This window comes from Acinetobacter nosocomialis (assembly GCF_041021905.1).
GTDB classification, from domain to species: Bacteria; Pseudomonadota; Gammaproteobacteria; order Pseudomonadales; family Moraxellaceae; genus Acinetobacter; species Acinetobacter nosocomialis.
Genome location: NZ_CP157432.1, coordinates 3535817 through 3555066, shown reverse-complemented (window position 1 = coordinate 3555066; position 19250 = coordinate 3535817). Strand labels below are relative to the sequence as shown.

Here is a 19250-nt window from a genome sequence, read left to right as displayed (position 1 = left end):
TGATTATTCACTCGCATGATAAAAATACAATGTTAATCACACCCGAAAAGAATGTCAGAAAAGCGAATTTTGTCGAAAATAAATACACTGGAAATTATATTTTCTGATAAAGTCAGGTCTTATACTTTTATGTGAAAAAACAACTAATTTTTTTATTTTTAGCAAGTTTTGTTAAAAAGATAAAGCGATAAGGTTTTAAAAAAGGTTATGCATTTAAAATATCTCAGTTTATGTTTATTTAGTTTGGGCTTGACTGCATGTGCACAACACGGCGTGCGTCCACAAGTGGCATCTGCGAATTTAGAGCAAAAGGCCATTCAAAGCGTTAATGCGATGTATGAATATCCAAGTTATGACTATCGCGGAAATTTTAAAATCACGGTTGATCCATCACAAATAAAGCAAAATGGAAAAGCTGAAAATAGTCCAAAACTTGATGCCGAATTACAAAAGAAAGTTGATCAATATTTACGTGAGCAAAAAGTTGGTTTAAGTAAAGCTCAGAAACAGACCTTATATGCAGCTATTGCAAATGAACAAGGTGATTTGGGGCCCTCAGCACGTTCTGAAAAAGTAAATGCCGTATTAATTAATTTATTGAATGATCTTCAGTTTAGCTATGACGGCTCAATTCATTACCGTCAAAAAATGGGTTCATTTAACCTTACTGCTAGATATGAAAAACCAACGCTATTGGTTCAGGCAAAATTGCCAATGGTGCTTGATCTGGAAAATTATAAGTTTTACGTAAATTACTTCGGTTTAATGCCGTATTTAGTCAATAAAGAAAATCAAAATAATTTGGCTTATATTGATTTTTCAAAATATAAAGACTTCTTTAAAAATGTCGATACGAAGAAGTTTATTGAATATCTTAAAGCTTCTAGCGCGGTTTCTTATCGTTTGGCTGACCCGCAAAACTTACAACGTGTATCTTTGACAGAGACTGATCGTAAGGCTGGGGCAGTTGACAAAATTCGTTTGAAAACAACCATTGAAGAGTTGCTTTTAGAAGTTGAGCTGTATGGTCAGGTCAATGATAAATATCTTCAAAAAAGTGTATTAGGTTTTGATAACCAAAAAATGGCTGAAAAAGTAGCAAAAGAGCTTGCTGCTTCTGAAGCGAAAAAAGGCGCTGTTAATAAAGAAGAACAAAAGGTTTCTTCTGATGATGCCGCTGCTGTAAGTCAGGAACTATATAGTTTAATCAATGCACACTTTGATGGTGGCCTTTCATCAAATGATGCAGGTGAAGACAATTTAACTACGGCAGCACAAGCTCCGGCAGCAGCAGATGCATCAGTTTCTGAAGATCAAGATGTCAGTGAAGAAGCAGCTGCAGGTGGTGTACAGGATGCACAAGGTGAAGACGCTGTAACGCTTACCGAAGATCAATGTATTGAATTAAAGTCACTGAAAAAACCGGTTGCTTTAGGTGATATTAATTATTGCCAAGTTTATGACATTGATGTGCTAGATCAGAGTGCGGCAAGTGCTGAAAAAGTTCAAACCAAGTCTCGCCGAGACACTTTAAAACAAACTTTTGAAGCTTATAACCAAAACCAGTTTATCAATGATGAAGCATTCAAAGCTTTATGGCTAAAACACAAGGCCGAGATTGAGCAAGCTTTACCTAAGCAAAGAAATCCAATCACGATTGATGTGGCTTTAGATGATAAAGGTCGTGCAGTGAACATGACCTATGATGTTGCTTATACGCCAGCCGAGTTTAAACATAGCTTTAATATTAAAGCGGACATGCAAATTTTAAATTACGGTAAAGCAACCTCAATTGATCAAAAGCAGCTTAAACAGGCCAAGTCTGTAGCTGAAGCAAGTAAAGGTTCTATGCTCGAAAACTTTATTAAAGGTTTTGGAGAAAAGCTTGGACAAGGTGATGTTTTAGAGCATCCGGTAGGCACACATAGTGATGTACAAGATTTAGATGCAAATCTGGCTGTACTGGCTGATAAAACCTATGATGCAACGCATGCTTATGACAAAACTTATAAAGCAGTATTTATTGCCAAATTAACAGCTGAAAAACCGTCATATATCAAATATTACTCTGTTCAACAGTTACAAGAAATTGCAGAGGTTTATGCTTACTGGTTCTCGGAAGAAGATACCTATAACCCTCAAGGAAAAGCTTTAGAGCGTATTACTGCTTTACAGAAAAAGCATCATCTTGAACAGGATGAACAGTTTGACCATGAGTTAGGGCGTGCTGTAGATCATATTGTAATAGAGACTATGCAAGGTAAAGCAGGGCGTGAAGCTTGGCAGAAACTACAAAAGCAATATAAACAGCCAGCCCAACTGTTCTCAAAGCAGTATCAGTTAGAATTTGAAAAACAAAATGGTGTTTCTGCTGAAGAAAACCATTTGTTATCAGAAACGGCTGATATTTTAGGAAACGTTTATGTGGCCGCGCGTAAACAACAGCTTACGGAAAAAACAATTCAGAAGTTAAAACCTGAACATAATGAATTTATTGATTATGAAATTTTCCGAGATGTTTATAAGCAAATGGTCGCTGCTAAAAAATAGTAAATGAGATAAAAAAAGAACCTACTTTAAGTAGGTTCTTTTTTTGTTTATAAGAAATCTTTTAGGTCTGGTTTTACACTATTCCAGATATAAAAAGCTTCGATGGCTTGGCCTACTAACATACCAAAACCTTCTGCATAAGGCACATTACGCTGTTTCGCCTGATCAAGGAAACTAGAAGGTTTGCCATAAGCCATTTCATACGCATATTTGAACTGTAATTTTTCAGGAAGTTGTAAAGCATCACCTGAAAGACTTGCAGAAGTTGCATTAATTACAATATCAAAATCGCCGTCTAAATCATTTAGAGAAATTGCTTGTAATTGGGCTTGTGGAACTGCTGTTTTTAAGTCATCTACAAGTTGTTCTGCACGAGCGAGGGTTCGGTTGGCAATGACGATCTTTTTAGCGCCAGCCTGTACCAGAGGGTAAATGACACCACGAGTTGCACCACCAGCTCCTAAAATTAAAATAGTTGTATTTTCTAAGTTCCAATCTAAAGCTTGTATTGCAGCGACTAAGCCTTGGCCATCTGTATTGTCACCATGCAATTTGCCATTTTCCATCCACAAGGTATTTACAGCTTTAGCAATTTGGGCACGCTCGGTTAAAACATCACATAAAGCAAAAGCTTGCTCTTTAAAGGGAATAGTAACATTCATGCCACTGCCGCCTTCTGCAAAGAAACTGCGCATGCTTGACTCAAAACCATCTAGAGGAGCGAGACGTTTTTGATAGTTTAGATCAACACCTGTTTTTTGAGCGAAAGCATGATGCAATTCAGGAGAGCGTGATTGTTCGATCGGGTTGCCAATTACTGCAAACTGTTTGGTCATTCTTGTATCCAAAATTTTAAAATGGCATGAAGCAGATAAAGCCTATACTGAATATTCAGCAGGCCTCACTATAAGTCAAATTGGCACAAGAAAAAATATTTGGAGGGTGTAAGAAAAGTTGAAATCAAAAAAGGAGATCCTTTAGGGTGGAAGCCAAAGAATCTCCAAAACAAAAAATTAAGCGACTTTTTCTTTTAAGCCTAACCAATCACGAGGTTTTAAGTAGTAGTCAGTTAAACGTTTTTCTGGTGAGTCTTCATCCCATTCAGGGCGATACGACCAACCTGCAAGGTTAGGGAGGCTGACTAAAATAGATTCGATGCGTCCACCTGTTTGTAAGCCAAACAATGTTCCACGGTCATATACTAAGTTGTATTCGACATATCTACCGCGACGGTAAATTTGGAACTCACGTTGAGCTTCGGTATAAGGCTGTTCACGATGTTTTTCGAAAATTGGCAAAATGGCATTTAAATAACCATTGCCTACAGCTTGAATATATTTAAAGCAAGTTTCAAAATCCCAGCAATTTAAATCATCAAAAAATAAGCCACCCACACCACGCTGTTCATCACGATGCTTTAAATAAAAGTAATCATCACACCATTGCTTATGTTCAGCATAAACATTGTCACCAAAAGGTTTACATAGGTCATAAGCGGCTTGATGCCAATCGATAACATCTTGCTCATCTGGATAAAAAGGCGTTAAGTCAAAACCACCGCCAAACCACCAAATCGGATCTTGTCCTTCACGTTCTGCAACGAATAAACGTACATTGGCATGAGAAGTTGGAATATTTGGGTTTTTAGGGTGAATCACTAAAGAAACACCCAGTGCTTGAGCTTTGGCGCCTGCAATTTGAGGGTGACGTTCTGTAGCAGACGCAGGAAGTTTACTAATGTTGATGTGAGAAAACATCACACCACCTTTTTCGATCACTGTACCATTTTGCAGCACACGTGAACGACCGCCGCCGCCTTCAGGGCGTTCCCAATCATCAATAATAAATTCTGCCGTACCACCGCCAGCTTTTTCTTGTTGTTCTAAACCAGCACAAATACGGGCTTGTAAATCGAGGAGAAATTCGCGGACACGTTGAATATCTGTGGAAGTCGGATGTTGCATAATGACCCTCAAAGATGATTGATATAAATTAAATACATCAAAACATAAAACCATAAAAAAAGTAAGGGATTTTTTCTAAATCTTGAAAAAATCCCTTAAATATTGTTTTTAAATTTTGGAATTGGAATCAAAAATCATCTTTTTGATAAAGGTGATCCATTCTTTCACGTTTGGTTTTTAAATATTGTTCATTAAAAGGATTGCGGCCGACAGTTAACGGTACACGATCTACGACATTAATACCCTGATCTTTGAGTGCCTGAATTTTCAAAGGATTATTGGTAATTAACTTCACTTCTTTTACTTTTAAGTGATCGAGCATAATGCTACACATATCGTAACGGCGTGCATCGGCAGGTAAATTCAGTAGTAAATTGGCATCTACTGTATCGTGACCCTGATCTTGCAAAGCATAGGCACGAATTTTATTGGTTAAACCAATTCCACGACCTTCTTGGCGTAAATATAAAATTACACCTTGTCCTGCTTCATTGATGAGTTTTTGAGTGGCTTGTAATTGTGGGCCACAATCACATTTTAATGACGCAAAAGCATCACCTGTTAAGCATTCAGAATGTACACGAACCAAAACAGGGCCTGTTGGCGGATTTTCTAACCCTTTAGAAAGTGCCACATGTTCTTCACCTGTTGCTGGATCTTGAAACACAGAAATATTGAATTCACCAAAAGCGGTCGGGAGTTTTGATGTTGCAATGAACTCTATAGGCACAGATTAACTCATCTTTTAACCGAAAACGGTTTAAAGTATAGCGTAATGCTGGGAGATTGGTCGAATTGTCATAATCATTTTGCACACTAAGGTTTTCTTTTTTGTATAAAGAAGACGATAATAGTTGATAAATAGTCAGATTATTCAGGATAATCTGCCAACCATACCCATAATGTATGAGAGACTGCTTTGCATGATCTCGTTCGCAAATGTGGCTGATTGAAGGTGACTTCATTCGATTGTATGATCGACCCATTTTGACCCAGCTTAGGATTTGCCAGGCTTATAAAGGCTTTGCCACATATGTTGTATACCGAAATTCCAACTCAACGCCCTGTTACGCCATTGTTAGATGCAATTGATCATCCTCAACAATTACGTCAGCTCGAGCATAGCCAACTGGTTCAAGTGGCTGATGAGTTGCGTCAATATATTTTATATGCAGCAGGCCAGAGTGGTGGCCATTTCGGTGCTAACCTCGGCGTGGTTGAGCTGACGGTTGCGCTGCATTATTGTTTTAATACACCAAATGACCGGTTAGTTTGGGATGTAGGACATCAAGCATATCCACATAAAATCCTGACTGGTCGCCGTGAACAAATTACAACTATCCGTTCAAAAAATGGATTAGCAGCTTTCCCTGCCAGAGAAGAATCGGTTTTTGATACCTTTGGAGTAGGGCATTCATCAACAGCGATTTCAGCTGGCCTAGGTATGTCACTTGCACGCCGTTATCAAAATGACCCATGTGAAGTTGTTTGTATCGTAGGTGATGGTGCAATGACTGCAGGCATGGCGTTTGAGGCTATGAATGATGCGGTTGCACATGATGCTGACTTGATTGTTGTACTCAATGACAATGACATGTCCATTTCTTGCAGTACTGGTGGCTTTGCTAAGCATTTAGCTGCAATTTGGGAAAAAGGTCATTTAGTCAATGTAAATGAACATGGTGAAGCTTATATCCAGCCACATCCAAAATGGACCTATAACTCTCGATTACACCAATCGGCAACCGATGCTGCAGATAACCTATTTAAAGCAATTGGTTTTGATTATTTTGGACCATTTGATGGGCACGATGTCAATCAGTTGGTTCAAGTGTTCAATGCACTTAAAAAGCGTAAAGGTCCACGTTTAGTTCACGTTTATACTAAAAAAGGCAAAGGCTTTGCTCCTGCTGAAGCTGACCCGATTACTTACCATGCGATTAGTAAAATTAATGCCACTTCAGGCGGGAAAGCCCCACCAAAGTATTCGGATGTTTTTGGTGAATGGTTATGCGATGAAGCTGCTCAAGATGAGCGGTTGCTTGCGATCACACCTGCTATGTGTGAAGGCTCGGGCATGGTTAAGTTTGCCAAGCAATTCCCACAGCGTTTCTTTGATGTCGCAATTGCAGAGCAGCATGCCGTAACACTTGCAGCTGGTATGGCTTGTGAAGGGCTAAAACCTGTTGTTGCAATTTATTCGACATTCTTGCAGCGTGGTTATGATCAACTTATTCATGATGTTGCATTGCAAAACCTTGATGTAACTTTCGGTATTGATCGTGCCGGTCTAGTGGGTGAAGATGGCCCAACACACGCAGGTGCATATGACTATGCCTATATGCGTACTGTACCGAATATGGTGATTATGGCGCCAAAAGACGAAAATGAATGTCGTCAAATGCTTCATACAGCTTATGCCTATAATGGCCCTGCCGCAGTACGTTATCCACGTGGTGCAGGTGTGGGTGTCGAAATTCAAAAAGAAATGTCGGTTCTTGAATTAGGTAAAGCTGAAATTGTTGCAGAAATTAAACCAAATAGTGATGAGCAAATTACAGTTCTAGCATTTGGTAGCCGTGTCATGGTTGCTATAGAAGCTGCCGAGCAACTTGCACAAAAACACGATGTTGGTGTGCGTGTTGTAAATATGCGCTTTGTAAAACCGCTTGATGAGCAAATGATTCGAGACTTGGCTGAACATACTCATTTATTCGTGACAGTTGAAGAACATGCGATTATGGGTGGAGCAGGTAGTGCAGTAAATGAGTTTATGGCACAAGAGCAAATTGTTAAACCTATCATTAACTTAGGTTTGCCAGACTCATTCTTGCATCAGGCTTCACATAATCAAATGCTGCAAGATTGTGGTTTAGATGCGAAAGGTATTTTGAACTCAATTGAGAGAGCTTGGCTTAAGCAAAATCAGGTCGTTTAATCCGTTAATAAAATTTTTGAAACATTTTTTCCCATAAAGCGCATTCATTTGCTAAAATGTATGCGCTTTTATGCATTATTCTTTGTCAAAATCTTCAAATTTGTATTGTAGTGGGTGTTCAATGGAACCTATGGTGGTGATGGCTGCGCGTGCGGCTCAAACAGTTGGTCAAGAGCTTTTAAAAGCGCATCAAAATCGTCATAAACTCGATTTGCAAGTTGAAGAAAAAGGCATTGATGGTCCTGTAACACGTGTAGATCGTTATTTAGAACAATTAACGATTGATACATTACGTAAAAGTTATAAAAACCATAGCTTCTTAGGTGAAGAGTTCGGTTTGCAAGAAGGCAAAGGCCACGATGCAGACTGGTGCTGGGTAATTGACCCACTTGATGGCACGCAAAACTTCATTAATGGTTTCCCTCATTTCTGTATTTCTATTGCAGTTCAACACAAAGGCGTTACTCAGCACGGCGTAATTTATGACCCTGTACGTGACGAATTGTTCTCTGCAAGTCGCGGTCGTGGTGCGGTGATGAACCAACGCCGTATTCGTGTAAATGTAAAAGATAGCTTAGAAAATACGTTCTTGGCAGTAGGCCATCCTTATCGTGCTAAACGTGCTGGTGAAATCGTATCTTATGCAGAGCAGCACTTTGCTTCATTATTAGCTGTTACTCAAGCGGGTGCTCAAATCCGTCGTGGTGGTTCAGCTGCTCTAGATTTAGCTTATGTTGCTGCTGGTCGTTTCGATGGTTTCTTTGAACTTGGTTTAAAACCATGGGATATCGCTGCTGGTGAACTTATTATTAAAGAAGCAGGCGGTGTAGTGGTTGATGCTCGTGGTGGAAATGATTCACTTGAAAATGGTCAAGTGCTTGCTTGTTCACTTAAAATGCTAAAACCATTAATGCAAACAGTAGTTCCTGCTTGGGATAAAGCTGCAAAATAATTGAGAAACGCTTTGTGAGTTAAAACCCTCTTTTTATAGAGGGTTTTAATTTTTTAATGATCGGTAAAATAGAAATAATAATAGAAATAACGATAAAGTTGATTAAAACACATGACTTTTAAATTCTTTCTGCTATAATCCGCCCACGCACTTAAATTTCCGTTCATTACCTGAACATTCTGTTCTATTCATTGTAAGCGCACGCTGTCCATAGAGAGGACCATTTCTTGCGCCCCGATCGCTCAGCGATTCTTCAGGTTCGGCCGTAATCAAGCGTGCGTTTAATCCACATCGTCGTTACTCGGATTGCCGCTGAATAATAAGGTTCAGCTAATTTTGCTTTGCCGCTTTGTGCCGATGTCTATTTTGTACTTATTAAAAATGGAGCACCCATTAGGGTGAAACTCTCTATGAGCAAAACTTTTGCCGAATTTTCTTTGCATGAAACCTTACAACAAGCGCTTGAAGGTTTAGGTTTTACTACCCCGACTCCTGTGCAAGAACAATCTATTCCTGCAGCTTTAGAAGGTAAAGATCTTTTAGTTTCTAGCCAGACTGGTTCTGGTAAAACTGCTGCATTCTTGTTGCCGACATTAAATAACTTGGCAGGTCAAGAAACTTTCGTTCCGTTCAAAGAACGCATGAAAGCTGTAACTCAACCAAATATTTTGGTAATTTCTCCTACTCGTGAATTAGCACAACAAGTAAGCCAAGATGCAATCGCATTTGTACGTCACATGAAAGGTGTTCGTATTGCTGCCATTATGGGTGGTATGCCGTTTGCTAAACAAATTCAACAGTTAAAAGGCGCGCAAGTTGTTGTTGCAACTCCAGGTCGTTTACTTGACTTGGTAAACCGTCGTCAAATTAAATTAGATCAAGTAGATGCTTTAATCGTTGATGAAGCGGACCGTATGCTTGACCTAGGTTTCTCTGAAGACTTAGAGGCAATCAGTGAATTAGCGGCTAACCGTAAACAAACATTAATGTTCTCTGCAACATTTGCTGATCGTATTATTCGTCTTGCAGCATGCATGATGAAAGATCCAATGCGTATTGCAATTGAAACAGGTCATTCAACCAATACAGATATTACGCAAACATTGCATTGGACTGATGGTTTTGAGCATAAGAAAAAATTACTTACACATTGGTTAAGTGATGAAAACTTAGATCAAGCTGTAGTTTTTGCAAGCACTCAAGAAGACACTGATATGTTGGCTGAAGAGCTTGCTGAAGCAGGTCATTCAGTTGTTGCACTTCACGGTGCAATGCCGCAAACAGTTCGTAACCGTCGTTTACGTAGTATCCGTGAAGGCCGTGCGAAAATCTTAGTTGCTACTGACGTTGCTGCACGTGGTCTTGACGTTCCAACAATTTCACACGTTATTAACTTCGGCTTACCGATGAAGCATGAAGACTACGTACACCGTATTGGTCGTACAGGTCGTGCGGGTCGTACAGGTCAGGCAATTACTTTAGCGACTTATCGTGAGCGCGGTAAGATTCGTGCACTTGAAGAATATTTAGAAGCACGTTTAAGTGTTTCTGAAATTGAAGGTTTAGAGCCATCTCCACCTCCTGCTCGTTCAGGTCGTGATGGCGGTGGTCGCGGTCGTGGCGGCAACGGTGGTCGTGATGGTCGTCGTGGTGGCGGTTTCGGCGGTGGTCGTCGTTTTGAAGGCGAAAGTAACTTCAAACGCCGTGAAGGTGGTCGTGATGACCGTCCGCGTCGTAGCTTTGATGATAAACCACGTGGTGATCGCCCATTCGGTGGTGAAGATCGTCCGCGTCGCGAGTTCAACTCTGACCGTCCACGTCGTGAAGGTGGTTTTGAAGATCGTCCAAAGCGTAGCTTCGGTGGTGAAGATCGTCCGCGTCGTGAGTTCAACTCTGACCGTCCACGTCGTGAAGGTGGTTTTGAAGATCGTCCAAAACGTAGCTTTGGTGGTGAAGACCGTCCACGTCGTGAGTTCAACTCTGATCGCCCACGTCGTGAAGGTGGTTTTAACGATAAGCCTCGTTTTGATTCAAATGATGACAACCGTGGTAATCGCGTAGATTATAAACCTCGTCGTGAAAATGGTTTTGGTGACCGTCCACAACGTAGTTTTGGTGGCGAAGATCGTCCACGTCGTGAAGGTGGTTTCGGTGACCGTCCAAAACGTAGTTTTGGTGGTGAAGACCGTCCACGTCGCGCAGTTCGTGAAGAACATTTTAATCAAGAATCTCGTGGTGAACGTCGTCGTAAATTCGACCGTTAATCTTAAAAAGATTTAAAAAAAAGGCCAGTTAACATACTGGCCTTTTTTATTTTTCAGTTTTGTTATAAAATAAAAAAGTGTGAAATAGTTCAACATTTATTGTAATAATGCGCAAAAGTAAGCGAAAAGAGACTCCTTTGGCATGGTTGAGTAAATTATTACTTCAACATGGTTTGCCATACCTTTTTATTGCACTCGCTTTGTGTAATGGAATCTATTTTGCCTATGCTTTATTAACTGGCCATTTCGTAGATCAGTTTCAAGTTCTCAATCAGTAAATTTCTTTTCAAAATCTAGCTCATATTGATGAATGAGCTTGTTTCGCTTTTGTCAAAATTACAACAAGATTCTCAAAATTCAGTGTTATAGTATGCGGGCATAAAAGTGCAGGAATGATTGCCATTATGAATAATAAAACTCCTCTCTCGACTCAGTCACTCATTGAAGTGAAAAATTTGAGTTTTAATCGAGGGGAACGCGTCATTTATGACAATATTAGTTTAAATATACGTCGAGGCCAGATTACGGCCATCATGGGACCATCTGGTACAGGTAAAACGACTTTATTACGTCTGATTGGTGGGCAGCTTGTTCCCGATCATGGTGAAGTTTTGCTTGATGGTAAAGATATTGCTCAAATGTCACGTCAGGAATTGTTTGCAGCGCGTGCACGTATGGGAATGCTATTCCAAAGTGGTGCTTTATTTACCGATATGTCGGTGTATGAAAATGTCGCTTTTCCAATTCGTGCACATACAAAGCTTTCTGAAAATCTGATTGCTGAACTGGTCGCTTTAAAGCTTGAGTCTGTTGGCCTGCGTGGAACAGAACAGCTTATGCCTACTGAGCTATCGGGTGGTATGAATCGACGAGTTGCTTTAGCTCGTGCAATTGCGCTTGATCCAGATTTAATTATGTATGACGAACCTTTTGCAGGGCAGGACCCGATTGTAAAAGGTGTTTTAACACGTCTCATACGCTCATTGCGAGAAGCTTTGGATTTAACCACCATTATTGTTTCGCATGATGTTCCTGAAACCCTATCTATTGCCGATTACATTTATGTTGTGGCAGAAGGAAAAATTCAAGGGGAAGGAACACCAGAAGAATTGCAAAAATATGCTTCTCCATTTGTAAAACAGTTCTTAACCGGTTCTGCAGAAGGTCCGGTTGAGTACCAGTTTAGCCACCAAGCTTATTTAGATAACGAGGTTCGTCCATGAATACGATTGCCTGGTTAGGTAGACTCGTTATTGAGCGGATTCGAGGGATTGGTGTTGCGGCACTGATGCTCTTACAAATTATTTTTTCATTACCTTCAGCAGGCGGTTTTGGACGTTTCGTCTATCAAATGCATCGTGTAGGGGTAATGTCTTTACTTATTATCACGGTATCAGGTTTATTTATTGGTCTGGTACTCGGATTGCAAGGCTACTCAATATTGGTCAATGTTGGTAGTGAATCAATGCTAGGCACTATGGTGTCTTTAACCTTACTGCGTGAGCTTGCACCAGTTGTTGCTGCTTTACTATTTGCTGGACGAGCAGGTTCTGCATTAACTGCTGAAATTGGTTCAATGAAACAAAGTGAACAGCTTGCCAGTATGGAAATGATTGGTGTTGACCCTTTAAAGCAAATCGTGTCACCACGTCTTTGGGCTGGCATAGTCAGTTTGCCAATGTTAACTGTTATCTTTGCTGCGATTGGTATCGTTGGCGGTAAATTGGTTGGTGTTGACTTTCTTGGCGTTGATGAAGGCTCCTTCTGGAGTGGTATGCAAAATAATGTTCAATTTGGCCATGACGTTGTAAATGGCATCATTAAGAGCATTGTATTTGCTTTACTTTGTACATGGATTGCTGTTTTCCAAGGGTATGCATGTGATCCAACACCTGAAGGCATTGCAACGGCAATGACCCGAACGGTTGTATATTCTTCATTATGTGTTTTAGGTTTTGATTTCGTGTTGACTGCGGTCATGTTCGGAGGGATTTAATGAAATCACGTACTAGTGAGCTGGCCGTAGGTATCTTTGTCATTATCTTCGGTATTGCTTTATTCTTTTTAGCGATGAAAGTAAGTGGTTTGGTGGGTACAAACTTGAGCGAAGGTTACACCATGAAAGCTCAGTTTGATAATGTTAACGGACTTAAACCACGTGCTAAAGTAACGATGAGCGGTGTAACAATTGGTCGTGTTGATTCAATCACGCTTGATCCGGTTACACGTTTAGCTACAGTAACTTTTGATCTTGATGGAAAACTGACAAGTTTTAATGCTGAACAGTTAAAAGAAGTTCAAAAAAATGCTTTAGACGAATTACGTTATAGTTCTGATTATACGCAAGCGACTCCAGCGCAACAAAAAACAATGGAACAGCAACTGATCAGTAACATGTCATCCATCACCAGTATTGATGAAGATGCTTATATAATGGTTGCAACCAATGGTTTATTGGGTGAGAAATATTTAAAAATCGTACCGGGTGGTGGTCTTAACTACCTTAAACGTGGCGATACAATTTCTAATACCCAAGGAACGATGGATTTAGAAGATTTAATTAGTAAATTTATTACTGGTGGTGGCGCAGGTAAAGTTGCCGCTGGTTCATCATCCTCAGCAGAAGAAAAAGCTCCTGCAAGTACTGACAGCAGCGCACAGCCGTCATTTGTTGAGTAAGAGATTATTTGAAGGAGTGGTTCCAGGTGAATAAGTTGTTTAAACAAACCCTGACAGCAAGTGTTTTGTCTACTATGATTGCTGGTACAGCTTTTGCTGCACCTTCAGAAGCACCACCTGATTTTATTAAGCGTGTTGCTGATGGTTTGATTGCTCGTTTAAAAACAGATCATGCCAAGTTGCAAAACAACCCTGCTTTAGTTAAATCAATCATACGTCAAAATTTAGATCCGTATGTTGACTCACAAGCGTTCACTCGTATTGTGATGGGTACTTATGCGACAAATCAGTATAGTACGGCTGCACAGCGTGCTCAGTTTGAAACAAACTTCCGTAACACATTAATTGAGAATTACGGTAGTGCATTTGCTAAGTATACAAACCAGACTTACACCATGCGTCCTTATAAAGCGACTGCAGGCAAAAACCCTGTTGTAACTTTAGACTTCAACCACAATGGCGATAAAATTCCTGTGTCGTTCCAGTTGGCTGACAAAGGTTCGCAGTGGAAAATCCGTAACATCAATGTTTCTGGTATTGATTTAGGATTACAGTTCCGCAACCAGTTTGCTGCAACTGTTAAGCGTAATGGTGGCGATTTAAATAAAGCAATTGCTACGTTCCAACCTGATGCAGATGCTGCTGTTAATCAGAACAAACAAAAATAAGTAGGTGAAGAGTGGTTCAGTATCTTAACCAAGAGTTAGTTGTTTCAGGCAAAATCGATTTTGAAAATGCTGAACAACAATATCAAGCTGGATTGGCAATTATTAAAAAGCAGACTAGCTTTCCTCTAATTGTTGATTTAAAACAGCTTGAGCATGGTAATACGTTAGCATTGGCGGTGTTAGTTCAATGGTTACGTCAGACGCCACAGAAGTCTGGATTACATTTTAAAAATGTTCCAGAGAAGATGCTGAAAATCATTCAAGCTTGCCATTTGCAAGAAGATCTACATTTGGTCTGATTATGCAAAGATAAAAAAAGCACCTAAATTTAGGTGCTTTTTTTATATAAAGGATTGGTGAATATGGACAGGCTTTAAATCCACTTTTTCCAGCGGAAATAAATGATAGGGCCAATAAAAAAGCCAATAATGATTAATAAGACTGCGATAAAACTACTTTTACCATGAGCAAAAGGCAATACTTCAGTGTTCATGCCATAGATACTCGCGATCAGCATTGGTGGTGCTAACATACTTGGTAAAATCGAGAATCGACGAATCGTATCGTTTTGCTCAGTGTTAATGAACCCAGACGTTGTATCAAGCAAGAATCGTACTTTTTGGAATAAGAAAGCATCATGTTCTACAAGTGAACGAACGTCTTCACTGAGCTCTCGGATATCTGCATCGTAGATATGACTGCCTAAGGCACGTGGACGAGATAAAAATGTTAAGACTCTTCGTAAATCAATTAAACACAGTTGAGCTTTTCCAAGCATATCTTCTTGTTGAGCCAAGCGGGTAATCATGTCATCAAGGTCTAAAATCTTCTCACGTTGATGGTTGTTGAGCACCTCAGTAGAGTATTTTTCTAGATCCTTGTGGATATCTTCTAAGATATCCGCAAGCTCATCCAGTTTTGCTTCAAGCAAGCCCAATAAAATCCAAGTTGGATCTTTGTAATCCATTTCATAGTCATTACGACGAGCTCGCGCACGAAATGCACGAAATGCAACTAGCTTCTCACCACGCAAAGTAAATAAGCGATCTTTATGTAAAATAAATGCTACGGTTTGTACCATGGCAAGCATATGTGATGAATCTTCCGCATCTCCATCAACCTGATAATTTTTATTTTTCGTTAAAAAATAGGTGCTGATATGCAAAATGCCGTCATCATCACGGTAGAATCGAGCAGAAGATGAAATGTCTTCTAGCGACTTTAGTGTAGGTAAGTTCTGATCGTAGGCATCTAAGACCCATTGTTGTTCTTCTTGAGAGGGTGCAATTAGATCAAGCCATACTAATTCGGGATGTAGATCAAATCCACCGTTGATGGTGGCATCTTCCAGACTTCCGCGTTCTGTGGCATAAAAGGCTTCAAGCATGTGTCTTTTTTCCTCACGCAGTCTGATGGAAATTGATGGGTGTATTTTAGACAAGGATTTGCCGAAAAACACTTGCCAATACGCTATTTTGCAAAAAAAAACTCTGTCGATAGTCTAGTTTGTCAGCATGACAGTTCAATAAAACGGTTTTTATACTATGAATTCAATTTGTATTTTCTGTGGTTCATCTTTAGGTTCAGACCCAATCTTTCAACAAATTGCTCAATTAACCGGTCAAACTATTGCTAAACAAGGTAAAACTCTTGTTTATGGTGGTGGTCGTTCGGGTTTAATGGGCGTTGTCGCTGATAGTGCTTTACAAGCCGGTGGACAAGTCATTGGCGTCATTCCTCGTGCTTTAGTCGATCGCGAGTTAGCTCATCCCGGGCTGACAAGACTATATGTCGTCGAGAATATGCATGAGCGTAAGACCAAAATGGCAGATCTATCGGACGGTTTTATTGCTTTACCAGGTGGGGCAGGTACATTGGAAGAAATCTTTGAACAATGGACATGGGCACAATTAGGTATTCATCAAAAGCCGTGTGCTTTTCTAAATGTAGCGGGCTTTTATGAAGATTTGCTTAAAATGGTTCAAGGAACTGTAGATAAAGGTTTTAGCCAAGCAAGGTTTGCCGATAAATTGATCGCTTCGGATAAAATTGAGGATATTCTTCAGCAATTTGAACAATATCAGCCGCCTGCTCCAAAATGGACAAATGCGGATGTTCAACCATAAATGAGGTTAGATAGGTGAAAACAATTACGGTCGCCGCTGCGGTGATCTTAAATGAACAAAATGAATTATTGCTTGTTAGAAAGCGTAATACACAGGCTTTTATGCAAGTAGGCGGTAAACTGGAGCCGAATGAGGCTCCGGAAACTGCTATACAACGTGAAATCTTGGAAGAAATAGGTAGCTCGTGTGTAATAGAGCGGTTTATAGGCCGTTTTGTGACAGCAGCAGCCAATGAACCAGATCATACGCTGATTAGTCATTTATATTTAGTTCGTTTGAAACAGTCTCCACAAATTGCAGCCGAGATTGCTGAAATGAAGTGGATAAAATTTAATGATTCCGAGACAAAACTTGCGCCATTAACCAAAGAAATTGTAATTCCATGGTGTGAGCAGAACTTATCTACAACTCTATAATTTTAATATGATGTAGATGAGGCAGCAGCTAGGCAACTTGCATAAATAGATGTGCACCCTAGCTGTTTTAGTGCCTGACTTAAAGCGTGAATTGAACTTCCTGTTGTGATTACATCATCAATAATCAGCACACGACGGTAACGCCGTTTTTCTTGAGTCATAGCAACAAATTGCTGTTCAATATTTTCAAATCTTTCGAGGCGAGACAATCCTTTTTGAGAGCGTTCATTTAGGCGCTGCACAGGCTGCCAAACAGGTATTTTTAATTGTTTACTTAAAAGTTTGGCGAGTAATAAGGATTGATTAAAACCACGTTCAGTTAAGCGTTGTTTAGAAATAGGCATAGGTACTATGGCTTGTACCTTAGGAAATTTTATTTGCTGTAAGACTTCGGCAAGTAAGGTTTGATAGTGTAATTTTTGTTCATATTTGAACTGCTGAATTATGCGATTAATTGGATATGCGTAGTGGCAAGCCACAAGAACAGATTGATCATTGCGCTGAACTGTTTGCTTAAGCCACGGTAGTTGTTCCCAACATTCTTTACAAAGTGAATATTTTTCCCGTGTTCCTATTTCACATAATAGGCAAGGGGACAATAACTGAAAAAGATATTGAGGGTTGAACAACTTAAACATAAGCGTATCGAGGTGCTTCAGGCAGCCACCGTTTCAAGAGGGCGTCAGCTTGCTCAGGGTAATCTTTTAGAACTTGTTGTGCAACGTAATGCGCTTGACTCAGTAAATGATCATCTCGTTCTAAACGTGCGACACGGAAGCCCATATCACCTGTCTGTTTTGTTCCTAATAATTCACCCGGACCTCGTAATTCAAGGTCTTTTTCAGCAATGACAAAGCCGTCGTTACTTTCTCTTAAAATTGAAAGTCTTTCTTGCCCATTTTGTGAAAGTGGGGGTTTATAGAGAAGAACACAAAAACTAGCCTTTGCACCTCGTCCGACTCGACCTCGTAATTGGTGTAGTTGTGAAAGACCTAAGCGTTCAGCATTTTCAATGACCATAATTGAGGCATTAGGTACATCTACCCCAACCTCAATAACAGTTGTTGCAATTAGCAGTTGTAGTTCATTGTTTTTAAATGCTTGCATGACAGATTGCTTTTCATCAGCTTTCATTTTGCCATGGACCAAACCAATATTAAGTTCAGGAAAGCGCTCTTTCATTTCTTGATAAGTGGCTTCCGCAGCTTGAGCATCTAAAGTTTCGGACTGTTCAACCAGAGTACATACCCAGTAGGCTTGTTTACCTTCTCGGCAATTTGTAGCAATTCGATTTAGCACTTCTTCACGACGATCTAGCGGAATTGTGACGGTCTGAATTGGAGTTCGGCCTGGCGGCAATTCATCAATAATCGATGTATCCAAATCGCCATAAGCACTCATTGCTAATGTTCTAGGAATTGGCGTAGCAGTCATGACGAGTTGATGTGGTGTGAGTTGTTCTGCGCCTTTGTTGCGTAAGGCTAATCGTTGATCCACCCCAAAGCGGTGCTGCTCATCAATAATCACGAGTCCTAGTTTGGCAAACTCAACATTATCTTGAAACAAAGCATGCGTACCTACAATAAGCTCGGCATGGCCCTCTTTGATTTGTTGTTCAGCTTGTGTTCGTGCTTTACCTTTTTGTTTGCCTGACAGCCAAGCTACTGTAATACCTAAAGGTTCAAACCAGCGTTTAAAATTTAAATAATGCTGCTCTGCTAAAATTTCGGTAGGTGCCATTAAGGCAACTTGCCAATCTGCTTCTAAGGCGTGACATGCAGCAACTGCCGCAACTAAAGTTTTACCTGCACCTACATCACCTTGTACTAAGCGTAACATCGGTTGGTGTTGTTTTAAGTCGCTTAAAATTTCTTTTGATACACGCTTTTGTGCGTTGGTCATTTGAAAGGGAAGAGCTTCTAACAGTTTTTTTGCAAGTACTTTACTACTCGGAAAAGCAGGCGAGGCAATTTGACGAATATAAGCACGTCGCGTGAGAAGGCTAATTTGATGTGCGACCAACTCTTCAAAAATAAGGCGTTGCTGAGCAGGATGAGACCCTTGGGCCAATTGAATCATATTGGCATCGACAGGTGGCTCATGAATGTAATGTAGGGCTTCTTTGAGTGCGTATCCATTTGTATATTGTTTAGGAAGCAGCTCAGGTAGAGCATCACTATGATGCTTCAACGCTTGTTTAACATATTCACGTAACTTAGGTTGCGTTAAACCATCAGTACTTGGGTAAATTGCCGTGAGCTGCGTTTTGGGTAGAGGCGTATGCTCATTAATGAGCTGAATTTCTGGATGATAAAGCTCAAGTCCCCTTGCACCTACGCGAACTTCACCAAAAATACGTAAACGGTTACCAGGTTTTATTTTGTCGGTTAAATTTTTATAAATATGATAAAAGCGTAAAGTCACCTTACCAAATTCATCTTGTATTAATGCGGCCATAGATTTACGTTTACCTGGAGGGAAATCAACAGATTTGACTTCACCCTCGAGTAAATAACTACGACCAACCACCAATTGATTCATAGGAATAATGGTACTGCGATCTTCATAATCACGGGGCAGATGAAACAGTAAATCATCTGTGGTAAAAATATTTAGTTTTTCGAGTAGGGCTGCTGAAGCCGATCCAACGCCTTGTAACTGATGGACTGAAGTCATGTCCCCTCAACGAGTTC

Annotated in this window: 17 protein-coding genes; 11 read left to right on the top strand and 6 right to left on the bottom strand. The window is 40.1% G+C overall.

Translation table 11 applies throughout. The features are described from left to right. The first annotated feature begins 207 nt into the window (after positions 1-207). The gene (locus ABLC00_RS16625; RefSeq protein ID WP_033846996.1) at positions 208-2550 is read left to right on the top strand and encodes a hypothetical protein; all 2343 of its coding nucleotides are present in this window, start codon (positions 208-210) and stop codon (positions 2548-2550) included. A 47-nt stretch (positions 2551-2597) separates the two neighbouring features. Here ABLC00_RS16625 and aroE read toward each other — a convergent pair whose 3' ends face one another. The 3 genes from aroE to ribA form a co-directional block, all read right to left on the bottom strand. Continuing rightward, entirely contained in the window at positions 2598-3386 is a 789-nt protein-coding gene (gene aroE / locus ABLC00_RS16620) for a shikimate dehydrogenase (RefSeq protein WP_006582589.1), read from the bottom strand. Positions 3387-3563: 177 nt separating this feature from the next. Further along, complete coding sequence (gene hemF / locus ABLC00_RS16615) at positions 3564-4514, bottom strand: oxygen-dependent coproporphyrinogen oxidase (protein WP_032066785.1); 951 nt, start codon at positions 4512-4514, stop codon at positions 3564-3566. 127 nt (positions 4515-4641) lie between these two features. Further along, the gene (gene ribA / locus ABLC00_RS16610; protein ID WP_001121170.1) at positions 4642-5244 is read right to left on the bottom strand and encodes a GTP cyclohydrolase II; all 603 of its coding nucleotides are present in this window, start codon (positions 5242-5244) and stop codon (positions 4642-4644) included. A 303-nt stretch (positions 5245-5547) separates the two neighbouring features. On the opposite strand from ribA, the gene dxs reads away from it, so the two are divergent. The 8 genes from dxs (at position 5548) to ABLC00_RS16570 (ending at position 14314) form a co-directional block, all read left to right on the top strand. After that, positions 5548-7452: a 1-deoxy-D-xylulose-5-phosphate synthase gene (gene dxs / locus ABLC00_RS16605; RefSeq protein WP_033854459.1), complete on the top strand. Its 1905-nt coding sequence runs from the start codon at positions 5548-5550 to the stop codon at positions 7450-7452. Between the two features lie 121 nt (positions 7453-7573). Beyond that, positions 7574-8404, top strand: a complete 831-nt coding sequence (locus ABLC00_RS16600) for an inositol monophosphatase family protein (RefSeq protein ID WP_002052337.1) — start codon at positions 7574-7576, stop codon at positions 8402-8404. A 410-nt stretch (positions 8405-8814) separates the two neighbouring features. Then, entirely contained in the window at positions 8815-10668 is a 1854-nt protein-coding gene (locus ABLC00_RS16595) for a DEAD/DEAH box helicase (RefSeq protein ID WP_016804170.1), read from the top strand. 404 nt (positions 10669-11072) lie between these two features. After that, a complete protein-coding gene (locus ABLC00_RS16590) occupies positions 11073-11891 on the top strand; it encodes an ABC transporter ATP-binding protein (RefSeq protein ID WP_004711782.1) in 819 nt (272 codons plus the stop codon). Beyond that, positions 11888-12664: a lipid asymmetry maintenance ABC transporter permease subunit MlaE gene (gene mlaE, locus ABLC00_RS16585; RefSeq protein ID WP_001091949.1), complete on the top strand. Its 777-nt coding sequence runs from the start codon at positions 11888-11890 to the stop codon at positions 12662-12664. Before ABLC00_RS16590 ends, mlaE begins: the two co-directional genes overlap by 4 nt. Then, complete coding sequence (locus ABLC00_RS16580; protein ID WP_002049738.1) at positions 12664-13347, top strand: outer membrane lipid asymmetry maintenance protein MlaD; 684 nt, start codon at positions 12664-12666, stop codon at positions 13345-13347. The genes mlaE and ABLC00_RS16580 overlap by 1 nt, the downstream gene beginning before the upstream one ends. 26 nt (positions 13348-13373) lie before the next feature. Continuing rightward, a complete protein-coding gene (locus ABLC00_RS16575; RefSeq protein ID WP_002049753.1) occupies positions 13374-14015 on the top strand; it encodes a phospholipid-binding protein MlaC in 642 nt (213 codons plus the stop codon). A gap of 11 nt (positions 14016-14026) precedes the next feature. Beyond that, entirely contained in the window at positions 14027-14314 is a 288-nt protein-coding gene (locus tag ABLC00_RS16570; protein ID WP_000250997.1) for a lipid asymmetry maintenance protein MlaB, read from the top strand. 74 nt (positions 14315-14388) lie between these two features. Here the strand turns inward: ABLC00_RS16570 and ABLC00_RS16565 are convergent, their stop codons facing one another. Then, the gene (locus tag ABLC00_RS16565; RefSeq protein WP_002049699.1) at positions 14389-15402 is read right to left on the bottom strand and encodes a CorA family divalent cation transporter; all 1014 of its coding nucleotides are present in this window, start codon (positions 15400-15402) and stop codon (positions 14389-14391) included. Positions 15403-15559: 157 nt separating this feature from the next. On the opposite strand from ABLC00_RS16565, the gene ABLC00_RS16560 reads away from it, so the two are divergent. Beyond that, complete coding sequence (locus ABLC00_RS16560) at positions 15560-16141, top strand: TIGR00730 family Rossman fold protein (protein ID WP_002049746.1); 582 nt, start codon at positions 15560-15562, stop codon at positions 16139-16141. A gap of 14 nt (positions 16142-16155) precedes the next feature. Further along, entirely contained in the window at positions 16156-16557 is a 402-nt protein-coding gene (locus ABLC00_RS16555; RefSeq protein ID WP_033846993.1) for an NUDIX domain-containing protein, read from the top strand. 2 nt (positions 16558-16559) lie between these two features. Here ABLC00_RS16555 and ABLC00_RS16550 read toward each other — a convergent pair whose 3' ends face one another. Both ABLC00_RS16550 and recG read right to left on the bottom strand, forming a co-directional pair. After that, entirely contained in the window at positions 16560-17195 is a 636-nt protein-coding gene (locus ABLC00_RS16550) for a ComF family protein (RefSeq protein WP_031982346.1), read from the bottom strand. After that, entirely contained in the window at positions 17188-19233 is a 2046-nt protein-coding gene (gene recG / locus ABLC00_RS16545; protein WP_004884596.1) for an ATP-dependent DNA helicase RecG, read from the bottom strand. Before recG ends, ABLC00_RS16550 begins: the two co-directional genes overlap by 8 nt. Between the last annotated feature and the right edge of the window lie 17 nt (positions 19234-19250).